The organism is Evansella cellulosilytica DSM 2522 (assembly GCF_000177235.2).
Classification (GTDB): domain Bacteria; phylum Bacillota; class Bacilli; order Bacillales; family Salisediminibacteriaceae; genus Evansella; species Evansella cellulosilytica.
In genome coordinates, this window is the sequence record NC_014829.1 from 3972164 (window position 1) to 3989345 (window position 17182).

Sequence of the window (17182 nt, forward strand, 5' to 3'; positions counted from 1 at the left end):
ACGAATTACCTATATTATGTAATGGCTTGCTTCGCATAAAAGTGTTTAGCTACACTATTTTTACACCAATAATCGAGTTCAATCTTTTTTTGTGCAGCAATCTCATACACTTTTTCCATAAGCATGGAACCTGCTCCTTTCTTCGTCTCCTCTTCATTTACACATTAAGAAAAACTAAAAGCGAGCTTTATGAAGCGCGTTTTTAGTCTTTTCTTAGAAGCTGTGGAATTTCGCCGTAGCTCTTAAAGTATTATTGAGTGCTCTTCTCGCTAGTACGCACGGCGATAAAATTTCTCTGCCAAATTTCTTACCTTTGTACAAAAACAGAGGAATACCCTTTTTCCCCTTTCTACGTGATAGAATAGTAGATGTTTGAGAATAAATAAACTCTTATTTCGTACAATAGTATAAATACATATTGGACGACCTGTTGGTTGTTTCATTGATTAGGAGAAAGTAAAATGAATGAACTTTTCGTTATTTTAATATTGGGGATCAGTATTATTCTTTTTGCCGGGTTTATCCAAGGACTTACTAGCTTTGGTTTCGCCTTATTTTCCATTCCGATTCTCTCTAAAGTTATCCCGCTTGATGTCGTTGTTCCTATTATTACTTTGCTATGTTTAATTAGTAATGCCTTTATCGTATATACAGTGAGAAGATACATTCATTTTAAGGAAATTTGGATCCTTACGCTGGCGAGCACTCTTGCTGTCCCTCTCGGCGTACGTCTCTTAATCATAGTCGATATTAGTTTATTAAAAATAGCGATCGGAGTCATTATTATTTGTGTCGCCGTCCTCATGCTAAAAGGGGTAACATTTCACGTTGACAATCAAAAAATCGCTTCAATTCCTGTTGGGTTTTTAAGCGGTGTTCTCAACGGAAGTCTTTCTTTAAGTGGTCCTCCAGTTGCTTTATTTTTAAATAATCAACAAGTAGAAAAACAAGTGTTCCGCGCAAACATCGCTACCTACTCACTCATTTTAAATATGATGACAATCGCTTCTTTCAGCTATTCTGGAATGATGAATTCCGAAGTGTTAACCTATTCTATTACGTTTATCCCTGCTATGATCATCGGCCTTATTATTGGAATAAATATGTTAAAGGTTGTAAATGAGTCATTGTTTAAACGGATTACGTTGTACTTAATTATTGCCTCAGGCATTTGGACGCTTATTAGTGCTTAATGGTGATTTGGTCGATGATTAGGTTTTAATATGTGATGGTGCGCTTTTGGGTCTCGGAAGATATTGTTGGCGTATGAGACATCTTATTTGGTTTTTCTTTAATCTCGTGTGTCATTGGTTGCGAATGAAACACTTTATTTGCTTCCTTCTTTATTCTCGTGTGTCATTCTCTGCGTATGACACATCTTATTTGGTTTTTTCTTCAATTTCACGTGTCATTGATTGCGTATGAAACACTTTATTTGCTTCTTTCTTCATTCTCATGTGTCATTGATTGCGTATGAAACACTTTATTTGCTTCTTTCTTCATTCTCATGTGTCATTGACTTCGTATGAAACACTTTATTTGCTTCTTTCTTCATTCTCATGTGTCATTGACTTCGTATGAAACACTTTATTTGCTTCTTTCTTCATTCTCATGTGTCATTGACTTCGTATGAAACACTTTATTTGCTTCTTTTTCATTCTCATGTGTCATTGACTTCGTATGAAACACTTTATTTGCTTCTTTCTTTATTCTCGCGTGTCATTGACTCCGTATGAAACACTTTATTTGCTTCTTTCTTTATTCTCGTGTGTCATTGTTGACGTATGACACATTTTATTTGCTTCTTTCTTCATTCTCATGTGTCATTGACTTTGTATGAAACACTTTATTTGCTTCTTTCTTTATTCTCATGTGTCATTGGCGGCGTATGACACATTTTATTTGCTTCTTTCTTCATTCTCATGTGTCATTGACTTCGTATGAAACACTTTATTTGCTTCTTTCTTTATTCTCGCGTGTCATTCGCTGCGTATGACACATCTTATTTGGTTTTTTCTTCAATTTCACGTGTCATTGATTGCGTATGACACATTTTATTTGCTTCTTTCTTTATTCTCGCGTGTCATTGACTCCGTATGAAACACTTTATTTGCTTCTTTCTTTATTCTCAAGTGTCATTGTTGACGTATGACACATCTTATTTGGTTTTTTCTTCAATTTCACGTGTCATTGAATGCATATGAAACACTTTATTTGCTTCTTTCTTCATTCTCGTGTGTCATTGTTGACGTATGACACATCTTATTTGGTTTTTTCTTCAATTTCACGTGTCATTGGATGCATATGAAACACTTTATTTGCTTCTTTCTTCATTCTCGTGCGTCATTGATTGCCTATGACACACTTTATTTGCTTCTTTCTTTATTCTCGCGTGTCATTGATTGCGTATGACACATTTTATTTGCTTCCTTCTTCATTCTCATGCGTCATTGACTTCGTATGAAACACTTTATTTGCTTCTTTTTCATTCTCATGTGTCATTGATTGCGTATGACACATTTTATTTGCTTCTTTCTTCATTCTCATGTGTCATTGACTTCGTATGAAACACTTTATTTGCTTCTTTCTTTATTCTCATGTGTCATTGGCGGCGTATGACACATTTTATTTGCTTCTTTCTTTATTCTCATGTGTCATTGACTTCGTATGAAACACTTTATTTGCTTCTTTCTTTATTCTCGTATGTCATTGTTGACGTATGACACATTTTATTTGCTTCTTTCTTCATTCTCATGTGTCATTGACTTTGTATGAAACACTTTATTTGCTTCTTTCTTTATTCTCATGTGTCATTGGCGGCGTATGACACATTTTATTTGCTTCTTTCTTCATTCTCATGTGTCATTGACTTCGTATGAAACACTTTATTTGCTTCTTTCTTTATTCTCGCGTGTCATTGACTCCGTATGAAACACTTTATTTGCTTCTTTCTTTATTCTCGTGTGTCATTGTTGACGTATGACACATCTTATTTGGTTTTTTCTTCAATTTCACGTGTCATTGAATGCATATGAAACACTTTATTTGCTTCTTTCTTCATTCTCGTGTGTCATTGTTGACGTATGACACATCTTATTTGGTTTTTTCTTCAATTTCACGTGTCATTGAATGCATATGAAACACTTTATTTGCTTCTTTCTTCATTCTCGTGTGTCATTGTTGACGTATGACACATCTTATTTGGTTTTTTCTTCAATTTCACGTGTCATTAAATGCATATGAAACACTTTATTTGCTTCTTTCTTCATTCTCGTGCGTCATTGATTGCGTATGACACATTTTATTTGCTTCCTTCTTCATTCTCATGTGTCATTGATTGCGTATGACACATTTTATTTGCTTCTTTCTTCATTCTCATGTGTCATTGACTTCGTATGAAACACTTTATTTGCTTCTTTCTTCATTCTCATGTGTCATTGACTTCGTATGAAACACTTTATTTGCTTCTTTCTTCATTCTCATGTGTCATTGACTTCGTATGAAACACTTTATTTGCTTCTTTCTTTATTCTCATGTGTCATTGGCGGCGTATGACACATTTTATTTGCTTCTTTCTTTATTCTCATGTGTCATTGACTTCGTATAAAACATTTATTTGCTGCATTGTTCATTCTCGAATACATTCCTTATTATCACACCATTTATTTGATCTGTTTGATTTACGACTATCACTCTTCGAACATTTTGATAATAGCTAAGCTTACTATTTTTACCCCATCCAGCAATGTGCTTTCTTCAAATGTCATATGAGGATGGTGGAGTCCGGGCTCCAGCCCTGCTCCAAGACCGATCATCGTTGATTCCAATGAAGGGTATTCCTTTGAATAAAAGTGATAGTCCTCGCCACCTGGTGTAACAGAGGCTTCCATCAAGTTTTTTTCACCTAGAGCTTCGGTAATTGCACTACCCACTATGTTTTCCATTTGTGGGCTTGGCGTCGCTGCTACCATTTCTGCTTCTACATCTATCGTTACCTCTGCTCCGTTCATAGAACCAGCAGCAATCACTGCGTGCTCGACCTTCTCCATTAACTGTTGCATCACTTCATTAGATTGCGCTCGTAAATCAATGCCAAATTCCCCATAGTCAGGGACGATGTTAATGTTTTGTTCGCCCGCCTTTAATACAGTCACTTTTGCAGAATATGAAATAGTCGGATCCATTTTCACTGCGTTGACGGCATGGACGATCGCTGCCAACGAATCTACGACGTTAATCCCTAAATGTGGGCGAGCTCCGTGCGATTGTACCCCTTTTATTTTTCCCTTTAACAAAGTCGTTGCCCCGTGATAAATTGCTGGTGATGCTGTGTGGATAGGTAATTCCTGCAATGGGCGGAGATGGATACCGAGAAGGCGTTCAACACCTTGAAGCACCCCGTTACGTATTAGTGCTTTTGCTCCTTTACCCGTTTCCTCCGCTGGTTGAAAAATAACTTTTAACAATCCTTTTGGCTCATAGCCAATTTCTAATAAGCAGCGTACGGCGAGGAGGACGATTGTCATATGTGCATCATGGCCGCACGAATGATTTGCTTTCCATTCGCCGTTTACATGTTGCCATAGCGCATCCATATCAGCACGAACAGCAACCGTCCGTCCCACATCTGAGGTTCCCCACTCCCCTACTAATCCTGTCATAGTTTCAAACAAATCATATGAGAGTTTAAGTTCGTCAAGCTGGCTACTTAAAAACTTCGTCGTTTCCCTCTCTTCCCAGCTAATCTCTGGATGTTGATGAAGGTAATGGTATGTAGACATAATGATTTCTTCATTTTTATTAACCCAGTTGTCGATAGCAACCCGCATAGTAGCATCTCCTTTTTTAAAATATGAGATTGATTTTTTGCTAGAATAAACGAAACAAATGGAAAAAACAAGAATAATAATAAAACTTTTTCCAACAAAAAGTAGGTGACTATCGTCTAATAATTAGGAAGAGGTGATACAGCGATGGAGGATCTAGAGCATAGTAGTTACTTCGCTTCACAGGAGCAAGAGTATGCGTTTTCCATTGATGATTTAATGGATCAATACAGTGATGTTGAATTGCATCTCGTTTATACATATGTGAAAAACAGAACTGTTGCTGAGGATTTAACGCAGGTAATTTTTATTAAATGCTATGAAAAAGTGAAAGGCTCGCTACTTTGACTTGCTTGCCTTTTTTTGCTTTTTTCACCTTACAATGTCTCTCTAATTTATTTTGCTGCCCTTTCTTATGCTTTTTTCACCTTACAATGACTCACTAATTTAATTTGCTTCCCTTTCTTATGCTTTTTCCACCTTACAATGGCTCGCTAATTTATTTTGCTGACCTTTATAATGCTTTTTTCACCTTGCAATGGCTCACTAATTTAATTTGCTGCCCTTTCTTATGCTTTTTCCACCTTACAATGGCTCGCTAATTTAATTTGCTGCCCTTTCTTATGCTTTTTCCACCTTACAATGGCTCGCAAAATTAACTTGCTGCCCTTTCTTATGCTTTTTCCACCTTACAATGGCTCGCTAATTTAATTTGCTGCCCTTTCTTATGCTTTTTTCACCTTACAATGGCTCGCTAATTTAATTTGCTTCCCTTTCTTATGCTTTTTTCACCTTACAATGGCTCGCTAATTTAATTTGTTGCCCTTTCTTATGCTTTTTCCACCTTACAATGGCTCGCTAATTTAATTTCCTGCCCTTTCTTATGCTTTTTCCACCTTACAATGGCTCGCAAAATTAACTTGCTGCCCTTTCTATTGAAATTCCCATCTAGTAATGGCGCACATAATTAGATTGCTCAGCTTAGAGTGCTCGATGCTATAAAGATTTCCATTTCCATTACAAAATCTATATAAACATAGACGCCTCAATCCGTCCTAAAAAAAATTCCTATCGAGACACCGCCCGCTCTGTATATGCAATCAGCCCAAACCTACGTGAGCTCTCCCCTGCATCACGTTATAACAAAGAAAGGGCTGAGTGATCAGCTACTACCGTTACATTTGGGTGCTCTAGCAGCACTGATGCAGGGAACTCAGGAGATACCTCTCCATTGAGTAACCGATTCAATGCGCTCGCCTTCTTTTCGCCAGATACCATCAAAATGATTTTTTTACTTGAAAGAATTGTATTAATCCCCATCGTAATTGCTTTATGAGGAACCTCTGCAGCATTTGGAAAAAATCTTGCGTTTGCTTGTCTAGTAGAGCTATCTAACGTGACAACGTGCGTTTTAGAATGAAACGATGTTCCAGGTTCATTAAAACCAATATGGCCATTCATACCGAGACCTAATATTTGGATGTCAATGCCTCCTGCTTTTTCTATAAGCGCCTCGTAATTCGCACATTCCTCTTCCAAGTTTTCTGCCATACCATTTGGAATGTGCGTTTGATGGATTGAAATGTCGACATGCTTTAATAATTTTTCATTCATATAATGTCGATAACTATTAGGGTGATCACCGCTTAATCCTACATATTCATCAAGGTTAAACGTAAACGTGTTTGCAAAGGACACGTTCTTGCTTTTATACTCGTCTATTAATCGTTCATATAAAAGCTCAGGTGTTCCTCCTGTTGCTAAGCCTAGAACTGGCGTTTTTAATATATTTACTTTATCAACAATTTGCTGACAAACGTTTTTGCTCATTTGTTCATAATCGCTAACCGTTACTAGCTCCACTTTTCACTTCCTCCTTAAAAGCAACCTTGCCTCTGCAGATTGTGTATTTAAGTGCCAAATCATCATCGATGAGCAAAATATCCGCATCCTTCCCTACAGCTAAACTACCCTTTCTATCAAAAATATTAAGCTGTTTCGCAGGATTTAGCGCAGTCATTTTGACCAACTCTTCAATGGAAGCGCCACTATACTCGACCATGTTTTTCGCACCATCAATGAGCTTCAAGATGCTCCCCGCTAACCTTCCATCGGCTAAAGCTGCTACCTCGTCATCAACAACAACTTGTTGGCCTCCAAGCTCGTATTTCCCAGGTTGCATACACTTTGCTCTAATGGAATCGGTAACGAGCATAATCCGATCGACGCCTACATTTTTATAGATGAGGTGGACCATATCTTTTGAGACGTGATAACCATCAACGATGAGCTCACACTTCAACTCATCAAACAAAAATGCTGCACCGACAACGCCGATATCTCGGTGATGAAGACCTGTCATTGCATTGCATAGATGAGTTACTTGCTTCACCCCATGCTTTAGTGCTTTCTTCATGTCTGCGATTCCCGCTTCCGTATGACCAGCAGAGACATTGATTCCTTGTTCATACAAGTACTGTATAAAACTACCGTCTGTGTCCTTTTCCGGAGCCATTGTCACCGTTTTGATTGCATTGCCTGAGAGCGCTTGCCAATGCTTAAACTGGAGAATATTTGGCGGTACAGTGTACATAGGAGGCTGTGCGCCAGCTTTCTTTTTTTCAATATACGGCCCCTCTAAATGAACACCAATGAGTTCAGCTGTACCGCTCTTGTTTTCATATCGAGCGACGTTCTTGAGTGCTTTCTCTATGTTTTCAGTTGATTGTGTAATAGTTGTCGCCAGAAAGCTTGTTGTTCCTTCCTTTGGGAGCGTTTCGCACATATTTGCTAGTGCCTCAGGTGTTCCGTCCATGACATCCGTACCATTGACACCGTGAATGTGCCCATCAATAAAGCCCGGTATTGCGTGTAGTCCTTGACCATCAATTGTTTCTACTTCTTCCATATTGGTGAAATCATTCGACATCCCGATCCGTTCGATTTGATTGTTTTTTATGAGGAGACATCCATCGGGCACTGTGCTCGTCTCCATATATATTTGAATATTCTTAATGAATAAATATTGATCTTTCAATTGGGTTCACTCCCCCTAAGTTACATTACTCTATAACTTTATCTTATACTAAAATACCATACAAGATTTATAGTTGTCTAGACCATTGTACAAGTTGTATACAATTATCTTAATTTTTGGTAAAATAAAAGAAAGAAAATTTTAGTGAAAAGAGTGATCTTGATGTTAGATAAAAATTCCCCACTTCCGATTTATTATCAATTAGAAGAAGAAATACGTGAATTAATTAACTCTGGTCAACTGAAAGCTGGCGATTTGTTACCTTCTGAACGCGTTTACGCAGAAAAGTATGAAATTAGCCGCATGACTGTAAGACAAGCTATTACAAATTTAGTATCAGAAGGTTTACTCATTCGCCAAAAAGGCAAAGGTACATTCGTTGCTGAAAAAAAATTAGAGCAGCCACTTAAAGGGATTACTAGTTTTAGTGAAGAAATGGAAGCGCGAAACATGAAACCTTCCACTAAAATTATCTCCTTTCAGCAGGAACTTGCTGAGCCTGTTGTTGCTAAAAAGCTTCAAATCGAAGCAAACACACCTGTTTATAAAATACACCGTATTCGTCTAGCAAATGATATTCCACTCGCTGTAGAAACTACTTATACTCCAGCGAAGTTTATTGAAGGTATCTCTGAAGAACAATTCACTTCTTCATTTTATGACATTATTGAGAAGCGTTTGAATCTATCGATCGGCTATGGTGAGCAAGAAATAGAATCTGTTTTAGCGAATGACTCAGAAATTAAGCATTTAAACCTTCATAAAGGAGATCCAGTATTGCTCGTACGCAGGGTCACATTTTTATCTAATAATGAACCGTTTGAATATTGTCGTACGACGTACCGAGCAGATAAATATAAATATAAAATCCAAATGCACCGTTAACTCACTTTTTTTCCGTCCGCTATTATTACATAATAGTGGACGAAATCGTTTTAGCCTGTAAATGAAAGAAACTTAGCAATTCCGAAAAGAAATGAATGTTTTTTTATTATTTTTGAAAAACTTTACCGCTCTAGCTCATCATGTAAATCATTCACTAAGCGCCAAACATCTTTCGCTGTCGATAATGGGGAGTCTCCCGCTATTGTATGTGCAAGAACACCAGCTGCTGTCGCAAACTCTACCATTTTCTTCAAATCGAATCTATGAAAATATCCATATAAAATACCGCTTGCGAAACCGTCGCCTCCACCAATTCGGTCATACACCGTCAACGGATAATTCCGTGAATATACTACATTGTCTTCTTTTACAATAAAACCTTGGAGTGTTTGTTCATTGCTAGCTACATGTTGCCTTACTGTACCAGCAATGATTGGTATATCATACTTTCTTGCTACAATGCGTAGTAAATGTTCAATCTGTTTTTTCTTCTTTTTCTCTTCCGTTTCTAAACCTAGCGTATGAATCGCGTCCTTTTCAGTCATAAAACAAATATCACTTATTTCAAGCATTTGTTCATATGCTCGTTTAATCACATCCTTTTCTTCCTTCCATAGCTTTGGACGAAAATTACAATCAAAGGAGGCCGTTAATCCTTCTTTTTTTGCCTTCTCGGCTAATGTAATGGTAATCTCTCTTATTTTTGGTGAGATTGCTAAGCTTATTCCACAAAAATGTATGTGGGAAGCGTCCTGAAACACCTCGTAGTCTTCTATAGAAGAGGTGCAAAAGGAACTTTCCTCCCTATTGGAGTAGCATACAGTAGAAGGCCGCGGATGAAAGCCATGCTCTAAAAAATACATGCCTATATATTCGCCACCTCTTGCAATGGCCGAAGTATTAATACCTAAACGATTAATGTATGCAACGGCTGCATCGCCTAGCCGATTGCTAGGCAATTTTGTAAGCAGCAAAGTATCACAGCCAAACTTTTCTAACGATGCAAGGACGTTAACCCCTGTACCGGAAAACGAATATTCCAGCGTGTTTACTTGCTCTAGTTTTTTATACCTTTCTACCTCCAACCGCATCATTACTTCACCAAATGCGATGATTTTACCCATCTCAAGCCTCTCCTGATACGATATTTTTCACCGATTCGGTAATGGTATTTATGTCTCCGTCTAATAATGGGCGTGGATCTATATCAAAGCTGCCGAGATTCGCATGATAATCTCTCGTATAAATGGCGATGTCTTCCCCTTCCTTCAACTGTCTTACAACGTCAAGTGCATGGCAGTTCGTCAAGCTATCGTCAATTTGAACTCTCGCTCGGCATATTTCTCTGCCTGCTTCATCTGCCACAATCGTGACTCGAACGCCAGGTAGCTGGTCTAGCTCCATTAAAGGCATGATCATATCCCTTTGCTCTTCCTTCGTTTTTCCACTATGTGAATAATCTTCTAAAGCTTGTAGCAAACCAAAAATTTGCTCTTTTCCTACCTTCATTGCGCGCCCGATTCCCTTCAAGTGAAGCTTGCTGTACGTGATGAAGTTACCTTTTCCAGCTAATATGCCTGATGTCGGGCCGCCAATCGCCTTCGTTCCACTCAGTATAATAAGATCTGCTACCTCTCCATACGCATCGATATCTTCTTCTGCTGCTGCATCAAGTAATAAAGGTATTTTTTTATTTTTACATAGCTCACTAACCTCAAATAGGCTAGCCATATTTTTTTGTACACAGTGATGCGATTTAACATAAATTACAGCTGCCGTTTTTTCACTTATTGCAGCTTCCATTTGACTCACTGTACATTCATTAGCGTAGCCTACTTCCTTTACTTCGCCGCCCCCTAGCCGGATCATCACTTCAATTGGGGCACCGTAGTTAACATTATGTCCCTTCATGACAAGCACTTCCCGATCACAATCAATACTTCCATCATGTAAGTGATCGACTAAAGACACATTATCCTTTCCGATTACACCCGCTATCGCTAAAGCAATTGAGGCGGAAGCGGAGTTCGTAATGAGTGCATCCTCTGTGCCAATTATTTCTGCTACTTTTTTACCTGCTTTATTCACTAAATCGTCCATTTCAAAATAATTTTGTGCACCGAATGCCATTTCCTCCAGTACCCGTTCTGATAAAGTGGAAACTCCTAAAATGGTCATTCTCCCACTTGCGTTAATCACTTTTTTCAATTGTAATGAACTAGAGCTCAATATATTCTCCCCCTAACATGACTGCATTTACTTTGATTTGCTCTCGGTGATGTTGAATATAGCCTTCGCTATCCTTTAACGCTATTTCCTCATCGTCTATGGAAAAAAATGTGAAGTCAGCAATCGCTCCTGGTGAACATCTTCCTCGCCGATGAAGCTTTAGTATTTCGGCAGGAACTTCCGTAACGGCACGTATCACTTCCTCTAACGAATAACCTAATGCTAAAAATTTTGTGAGCGTCGTGGCCATATTATAAACTGGACCTTCCTCTTTATTTTTTTCATATATATCGGTACTTATTGAATGGAACGGCAAGTTCTTCCTCTTTGCCACTTTTGCGATTTGAAAAGAGAAACTAGCTGTTCCATGCCCAACATCTAAGTAGACGCCCTTCTTTATTGCCACAAGCATAGCATCCAATATTTGTTCGTGAAAAATGTTGTTTTGATGCTTCGCATGAAAGCAATGAGTGATAATATCTCCCTTTTTTAAATAAGGTAGCATCTCATCTAACGTTGGCGGTGCATTGCCTATATGAACCATTAAAGGTAATGACGTTTTTTCAGATAGTTCTTTACCGAGCTTTAAAGGCGCTATGCCGCTTTCGCCGATTACGCTTTGACTCATTCTTGCTTTTAGTCCTACAATAAAATGCTCGTATCGATCGATAGCCTTCCTTGCTTCGTCGATAGAAATATCGTCTATTCGACTAAGTTCATCCATTCTTTTAAGGCCAATTCGAGATATATTTAAAAAAGCTAGCACATTCGTTTTACATTGCTTTGCAAGTGTATAAAATTCGTCAATATCGTCCGCACCACTTGATCCTGCATCAACAACGGTCGTTACACCGTGCATATAACCGATTTCATCTGGATGTGCACAATATGGCGGAAACTTTGGAAAAGTATGTGTGTGCATATCAATCCAGCCTGGCGAAACATACGTCCCTTCTTCTACGTAAATCACATCGCCATGACCGTCGTAATCTTTGACGATGTCTTCAATGACACCATCGTTAATTACAATGTCACGACGCAATCCACTCGGAAGCATCGCGTTTTTGATAACCTTCATAAAAGCAACACTCCTTGCCATCATTTATGAGGGAACTGAAAAAGGTCGCTCTTTACCTTTTTCAGTTCCCTCAAAGCAATGAGCGTAGTCGTTGCAATCTTTGAAAGACTACTATGAGTGGTTTTCTCATAGTAGTCGCGCAACGAACGGAGCCATTGCCCTTCAAACTATAGGAACTGAAAAAGGTTGATATTAGGGCCACTGAAAAAGTGAAAGAACACCACTTTTACAGTGCCCTCTGATATGTACCTTTTTCAATCCTCCCTACTCATACGTGTTGGACATAGATGCAAGTTGGATTTTTGATTGTATAGCGCAATTCAACTTTCTCTAGCAGTTGCCCATTTTCATTTAACCTTAATACGGTTATGTCGTTTGAATGCTCATTTGCAATAAGAGCAAACTCATTATTTTCAAGAACTGCAAAGTGCCTCGGCCACCGCCCATACGTTGGTGTGAAGCTAGGCTCCTTTAGCAACCCACTATCGTCTACTTGAAAACGCACGATGCTGTCATGCCCACGATTAGACGCATATAAATAGTCCGCGTTACTGCTCAGTTGTAAATGCGCCCCGAAGCTTTCTCCTCCATAGCCTTCTGGTAGTGTACTCACTTCCTGGATCTTTTCAAGCGATGTCACTGCATTGTTAAAACGGTAGGCACTAATAGAGGATTGAAACTCGTGAATAACGTACATCATATTTTTTTCCTCGTTTATTTCGATATGACGTGGTCCTGCTCCTGTAGGCACTGGAATAGTCACCCTATTTTCCAGCTTTCCCTCTACTCGTTGATAAAGGTACAACTTATCCTTACCAAGATCAGTAACAGCATAAGCTGAGCCCTCTGAACGAACTGCTTTGACCATATGTGGCTTTGAAACTATCGCACCGTCTTTTTCATATACGTCTCCACCACATAAAGCTATTTCCCCATTTCCAGATAAAGAGTAAATGCCGATACTACTTCCACCGTAGTTTGCAGATAATAGCATGCGCTCATCTTCACTTAACTGTATATGGCATGGGTGGGCACCATTCGTATCGCACCGACTCGATTCAATCGCTTCCCTCTTTTCCCAATCTACTTGAAAAACAATGATTTCACCCTTTTCAACTTCGCTTAACACATAAAGGTGTGTGCCGTCTCGATTCACCGTTAAAAACGATGGATTCTCGATACCAGTGATTCCAATTTGCTTCGATAAAGTCATTTGTTCTGTATCAAAAAGCAGGATTTGGATCGACTCTTCCTCTTTTTTTCCATACGATCCTACTACGATATAATAGTAGCGATGTTTATTCACTCTCTTCAGCACCCCGTCTTTGTTTAATAGATTGGTAGTACGTGGAAAAATACATTTGGAGTTGCCATTCGATAATAATAGCTGCACCAACCTAAGTTTTCTGTTGGCTTGTTACTGAAACGGAGACGCTCCTGTTCTAGCTCCTCTATTTGCGCAATGTGACCATTGAGATAATCTTCGATCCGCTTACTAGCAGTATCTAACCTCGATACTACCCCTCCGTAGCGAATATCAATGACTTCCCAACCGAACGGTTTATGCATGCGAAACCACTGTTCTCTATGGGCATTTCGTAGCTGCTCTACACGACTAATCAGCTCAGGTAGCTCTGATTGTGCTATTGATTGTAAGGTGTTTTTATCATCACGATCATAGGCTTCCTTCAGCCTAATGCCTAAGTTGGCTTTCATCGATAGAACAGCACATAATTTTTCTGGCACATCAAAAATAAAATCTATCTCGTTGTCAGCATTTCTAATCCGTTTCACCTTATTCTCCAATGAAGCATAGTGACTTGTTATATCGATACCTTCAATCTGCTTATCGAAAACACCGAGAAGAACATCCTGCCACAATAAAAACTTAGACGGATTTGTCTGCTCTGTCTTTTCCTCTATCACACCAGTTATTTGATCTAGCTCATTGAATAATAAATACGCCTCGGCATTTATGCCAGTACAAAATTTCACCCTTTGCTTCCATTTCTCTCTATTTAACTCTCTACTATATGCGTGCTCCGCATAAAACTGTAAACCTAGTAGAGCTGTATAATAATTATTTTCATAGCCGTCGTCTCCCCATAATGTGACAAATACATCGGAGACTCCTTCTTGTTTACAAGCTTGAAGTGCTGCTTCACTAGCAGTTAATGAGAGGTTGTAATTCGTTCCAAAGCTATTCCACACCCATATTCCACCTGCAAATGCTGGCTTGCTTTTAAACGCCTTATGCTTTTTAATCATTTCAACATATTCTTCCTTCTTCGTATGGGCATAGTCCCAATACATTAGCTGGACATCTTTTGGCGTTTTTTCGACGATGTAATCCGAAATAGCCGTTGATAAATTGTAATGATCCTCTCCTGTAGAAGAGGCTAACTTAATAAACATATCGCTCCATAGCATCGGTTCAAGCTGTTTTTCTTTCACTATTGCCATGACGCGTTCTAAGTGATCGACCATTAAGTCGAACCTTTTTTTATAGCCATGTTTATTTAAGTAAATCCCTCTCCCTAGTTCTTCAGCTTCATCCATTCCTATATGGATCCGTCTACTACGAAATGGTTTAGAAGCAGCTACGATCATTTTCTCAATAAAGGAATACGTTTCCTCACTCTCGACGAGTAATACACCTCTCGTATCCTTCAAATGAGCTGTCGCATCCCACTTTAAAAACTCCTCTAAGTGAGCTAGCGTTTGTATACACGGAATTAGTTCAATACCAAGGAAAAAAGCATAATCGTCTAACTCCTTCAACTCTGTTTGTGTATATCTTCCTCTCATATAGCCGAAATACGGCTCCTCTTTTACCTCATACGTATCTTCCATATATAACATGGCTGAATTAAAGCCCATCATAGCCAGTTTTCTTATTAATCCCTTAAAAGCCTCTACCTTCATGACGGCATTTCTAGACAAATCAAACATTGGACCAACAGTTGTAAATTGTGGTACCTCCTCAATATGAAACTCATTACTGGATTGCAGGTTTTCTAGAAACAGCCCGAAAGCCCGGAAAAAATGCGCGCGCTCATCATAAATAATTTTACCTGCTTCCTTATCAGCCGAAACGGTAAGTGGTGCGTTCTTTTGTTGTATAATTGCTAATGGATATCCGTTGTCGCTTAACGTAAACGCATAATCCTCCTGTAATTCCTCAATACCATGTAGAAGTGAGCTGACGTTTCCTCTTAATGATATTTTCACAATATTACCACCTTTATCGTTATCATTTATCCTTTAACCGCTCCTGATGTTGCTCCTTTTTCAAACGTTTTTTGTGCTAATAAGTAAAAGAGAATAATAGGAATAACGGTCATCGTAATCGCTGCAGTCATAAGTCCATAATCAGTACCGTATTGCGAGCTTACTTGAGCTAGTAATACAACAATAGGTCGCACATTTGCGTGTTCTACAAATACAAGCGAGGAAAACAGATCGTTATAGGACCATAAAAATACAAAAGTTCCTACTGTTCCGAAGGCCGGCAGAGAGATTGGTAGAAACACTCGAAAATACATTTTTATCCGGTTGCATCCATCGACAACGGCAGCTTCCTCAAGTTCACGCGGAATTGTTGCCATATATCCTGAGATAACTAATATTGCAAATGGAAGGTTTCCAGCTGTTTGTGGAATAATGAGTCCCCAATAAGTGTTCACTAAATCGAATCCGATCATCATTCGATACACAGGAACAATCGTTGCAAAGGCAGGTATAAGAAGGCTCATAATTAATAATGTTTGCAGAAATCCTCTTAACCTAAACTTCATTCTTGAGATAGCAAAGGCGGCTAAGCCTCCGAAAAATAAAGTGAAAAATACAACCGATCCTGACATAATGAAGCTATTCATATAGCTTCGCCCTATATCAATCGTATTGAATGCATTAATGTAGTTTTGTAATGTGGGATCTGTAGGGAATTGAAACGTTGCGTTTATAATTTGCCGTGAATCTTTAAATGAATTCATCACTACCCAAACAAAGGGAAAAATAGTAGAGATGGCCCAAATAGAGAGAATAATATAAACAAATAATCGTCCGGCACGAGAATTTCGTATATAATTTTCTTGGAATCTTTCAAAGTAGGTTAGTTTATTACGATCTTTGTTAGCCATGCTTTTTCACCACGCTTTCAAACATTTAATACGTCACTTCTTCCCTTTTCAATAATTTATTCGTTATAAAAGCTAAAGTTAGGCCGATTACAACCATCAGCACCGCCAACGTCGCACCATAACCTATTGCCATATCCTCAAATGCCTTTTGATACATGTACGTTCCTAACACTTCCGAAGACCTTGCTGGCCCACCACGAGTAATAATATAGACGAGTTCAAATATTTTAAGAGCACCAGTTATGGCCAAAATTAAGCACGTTTTTAAATCACCGACAATAAGCGGAATCGTTATTTTAATTAATCTCTGAATGCCCGTAATCCCATCGAGCCTCGCTGCTTCATAGTAATCGTTAGGGATTTTAGAAATTGCGGTCAAAATAATGATGAAATAAAAGCCAACATAGCTCCATACTGTAGGAATGGCCACCATGTAAAGAGCAGATTGCTCGGTTAACCATAACACTCTCTCAAAGCCAAAGCGCACTAATATTTCATTTAACAACCCGCTGTGATAGTTGTAAATTAACGTGAACAAAAGACCGATTGCTGCACCTGAAATGACTACAGGGAAGAAAAAAGTCGTTCTAAAAAAGCGCACGCCGTGTCTAATAGAGTCAACCATCACTGCTAAAATAAGCGCAATACCAACTTGAAAAATAGCGACGTACGCCATTAACTCAAGTGAGTTTAACGTTGCCCCTATCGCTATTTCATCGTTAAATAGCCTTACATAGTTATCAAAGCCGATAAAGGTCGAATTAAAAAATCCATCTGTTCTATAAAAACTTTGCCGGACGTTATCAAAAAACGGATAAAATAAAAAAATACTCGTGATTAAAAATGCTGGTGTGAGGAAAAGGAACGCATATAATTTATCACCTTTCATAGCATGCTCCTTTTAGAAATTTATTTCAAAGATTGATATAGATTATGTTTTATCATTCTATTTGAGAGAGGTTGACTCAAAAGGTAAAAATTCAGC

At 38.5% G+C, this 17182-nt stretch carries 13 protein-coding genes and 2 pseudogenes; 3 read left to right on the top strand and 12 right to left on the bottom strand.

Annotated elements, in window-relative coordinates:
- Positions 1-14 precede the first annotated feature (14 nt).
- Positions 15-149: pseudogene (locus BCELL_RS22690) on the bottom strand (N-acetyltransferase); the annotation flags it as partial.
- 312 nt (positions 150-461) lie between these two features.
- On the opposite strand from BCELL_RS22690, the gene BCELL_RS18290 reads away from it, so the two are divergent.
- Positions 462-1193, top strand: coding sequence for a sulfite exporter TauE/SafE family protein (locus BCELL_RS18290; protein WP_013490264.1), 732 nt, complete (start codon positions 462-464; stop codon positions 1191-1193).
- A 1225-nt stretch (positions 1194-2418) separates the two neighbouring features.
- On the opposite strand, the gene BCELL_RS23255 is transcribed toward BCELL_RS18290, so the two are convergent.
- Both BCELL_RS23255 and BCELL_RS18295 read right to left on the bottom strand, forming a co-directional pair.
- Positions 2419-2547, bottom strand: coding sequence for a hypothetical protein (locus tag BCELL_RS23255; RefSeq protein WP_280965497.1), 129 nt, complete (start codon positions 2545-2547; stop codon positions 2419-2421).
- Positions 2548-3689: 1142 nt separating this feature from the next.
- Positions 3690-4829: a M20 peptidase aminoacylase family protein gene (locus tag BCELL_RS18295; RefSeq protein WP_013490265.1), complete on the bottom strand. Its 1140-nt coding sequence runs from the start codon at positions 4827-4829 to the stop codon at positions 3690-3692.
- A gap of 144 nt (positions 4830-4973) precedes the next feature.
- Between BCELL_RS18295 and BCELL_RS23350 the strand changes: the two are divergent.
- Positions 4974-5156 (top strand): annotated as a pseudogene (locus BCELL_RS23350) (sigma-70 family RNA polymerase sigma factor); the annotation flags it as partial.
- 807 nt (positions 5157-5963) lie between these two features.
- Here BCELL_RS23350 and nagB read toward each other — a convergent pair.
- On the bottom strand, positions 5964-6689 hold the full coding sequence (gene nagB, locus BCELL_RS18305) for a glucosamine-6-phosphate deaminase (RefSeq protein WP_013490267.1): 726 nt from the start codon (positions 6687-6689) through the stop codon (positions 5964-5966).
- Positions 6670-7863 carry an N-acetylglucosamine-6-phosphate deacetylase gene (gene nagA, locus BCELL_RS18310; RefSeq protein ID WP_013490268.1) on the bottom strand — a complete coding sequence of 398 codons (1194 nt, stop codon included), beginning with the start codon at positions 7861-7863 and terminating at the stop codon, positions 6670-6672. Before nagA ends, nagB begins: the two co-directional genes overlap by 20 nt.
- Before the next feature lie 162 nt (positions 7864-8025).
- Here nagA and BCELL_RS18315 point away from each other — a divergent pair, with 162 nt between their 5' ends.
- Positions 8026-8748, top strand: a complete 723-nt coding sequence (locus tag BCELL_RS18315) for a GntR family transcriptional regulator (protein ID WP_013490269.1) — start codon at positions 8026-8028, stop codon at positions 8746-8748.
- Positions 8749-8870: 122 nt separating this feature from the next.
- Here the strand turns inward: BCELL_RS18315 and BCELL_RS18320 are convergent, their stop codons facing one another.
- The 7 genes from BCELL_RS18320 to BCELL_RS18350 all read right to left on the bottom strand — a co-directional run bounded on the left by BCELL_RS18320 (position 8871) and on the right by BCELL_RS18350 (position 17086).
- Positions 8871-9872 carry a sugar kinase gene (locus BCELL_RS18320; RefSeq protein ID WP_013490270.1) on the bottom strand — a complete coding sequence of 334 codons (1002 nt, stop codon included), beginning with the start codon at positions 9870-9872 and terminating at the stop codon, positions 8871-8873.
- 1 nt (position 9873) lies between these two features.
- Positions 9874-10977, bottom strand: coding sequence for a DgaE family pyridoxal phosphate-dependent ammonia lyase (locus BCELL_RS18325; protein WP_013490271.1), 1104 nt, complete (start codon positions 10975-10977; stop codon positions 9874-9876).
- A complete protein-coding gene (locus BCELL_RS18330) occupies positions 10967-12055 on the bottom strand; it encodes an amidohydrolase/deacetylase family metallohydrolase (protein ID WP_013490272.1) in 1089 nt (362 codons plus the stop codon). Before BCELL_RS18330 ends, BCELL_RS18325 begins: the two co-directional genes overlap by 11 nt.
- A 268-nt stretch (positions 12056-12323) precedes the next feature.
- Entirely contained in the window at positions 12324-13361 is a 1038-nt protein-coding gene (locus BCELL_RS18335; RefSeq protein ID WP_013490273.1) for a lactonase family protein, read from the bottom strand.
- 23 nt (positions 13362-13384) lie between these two features.
- Positions 13385-15286, bottom strand: a complete 1902-nt coding sequence (locus tag BCELL_RS18340) for a beta-N-acetylhexosaminidase (protein WP_013490274.1) — start codon at positions 15284-15286, stop codon at positions 13385-13387.
- Positions 15287-15312: 26 nt separating this feature from the next.
- Positions 15313-16197 (bottom strand): carbohydrate ABC transporter permease, encoded by an 885-nt coding sequence (locus tag BCELL_RS18345; protein WP_013490275.1) that lies wholly within the window; start codon positions 16195-16197, stop codon positions 15313-15315.
- A gap of 25 nt (positions 16198-16222) precedes the next feature.
- A complete protein-coding gene (locus BCELL_RS18350; protein WP_013490276.1) occupies positions 16223-17086 on the bottom strand; it encodes a carbohydrate ABC transporter permease in 864 nt (287 codons plus the stop codon).
- Positions 17087-17182: the final 96 nt, after the last annotated feature.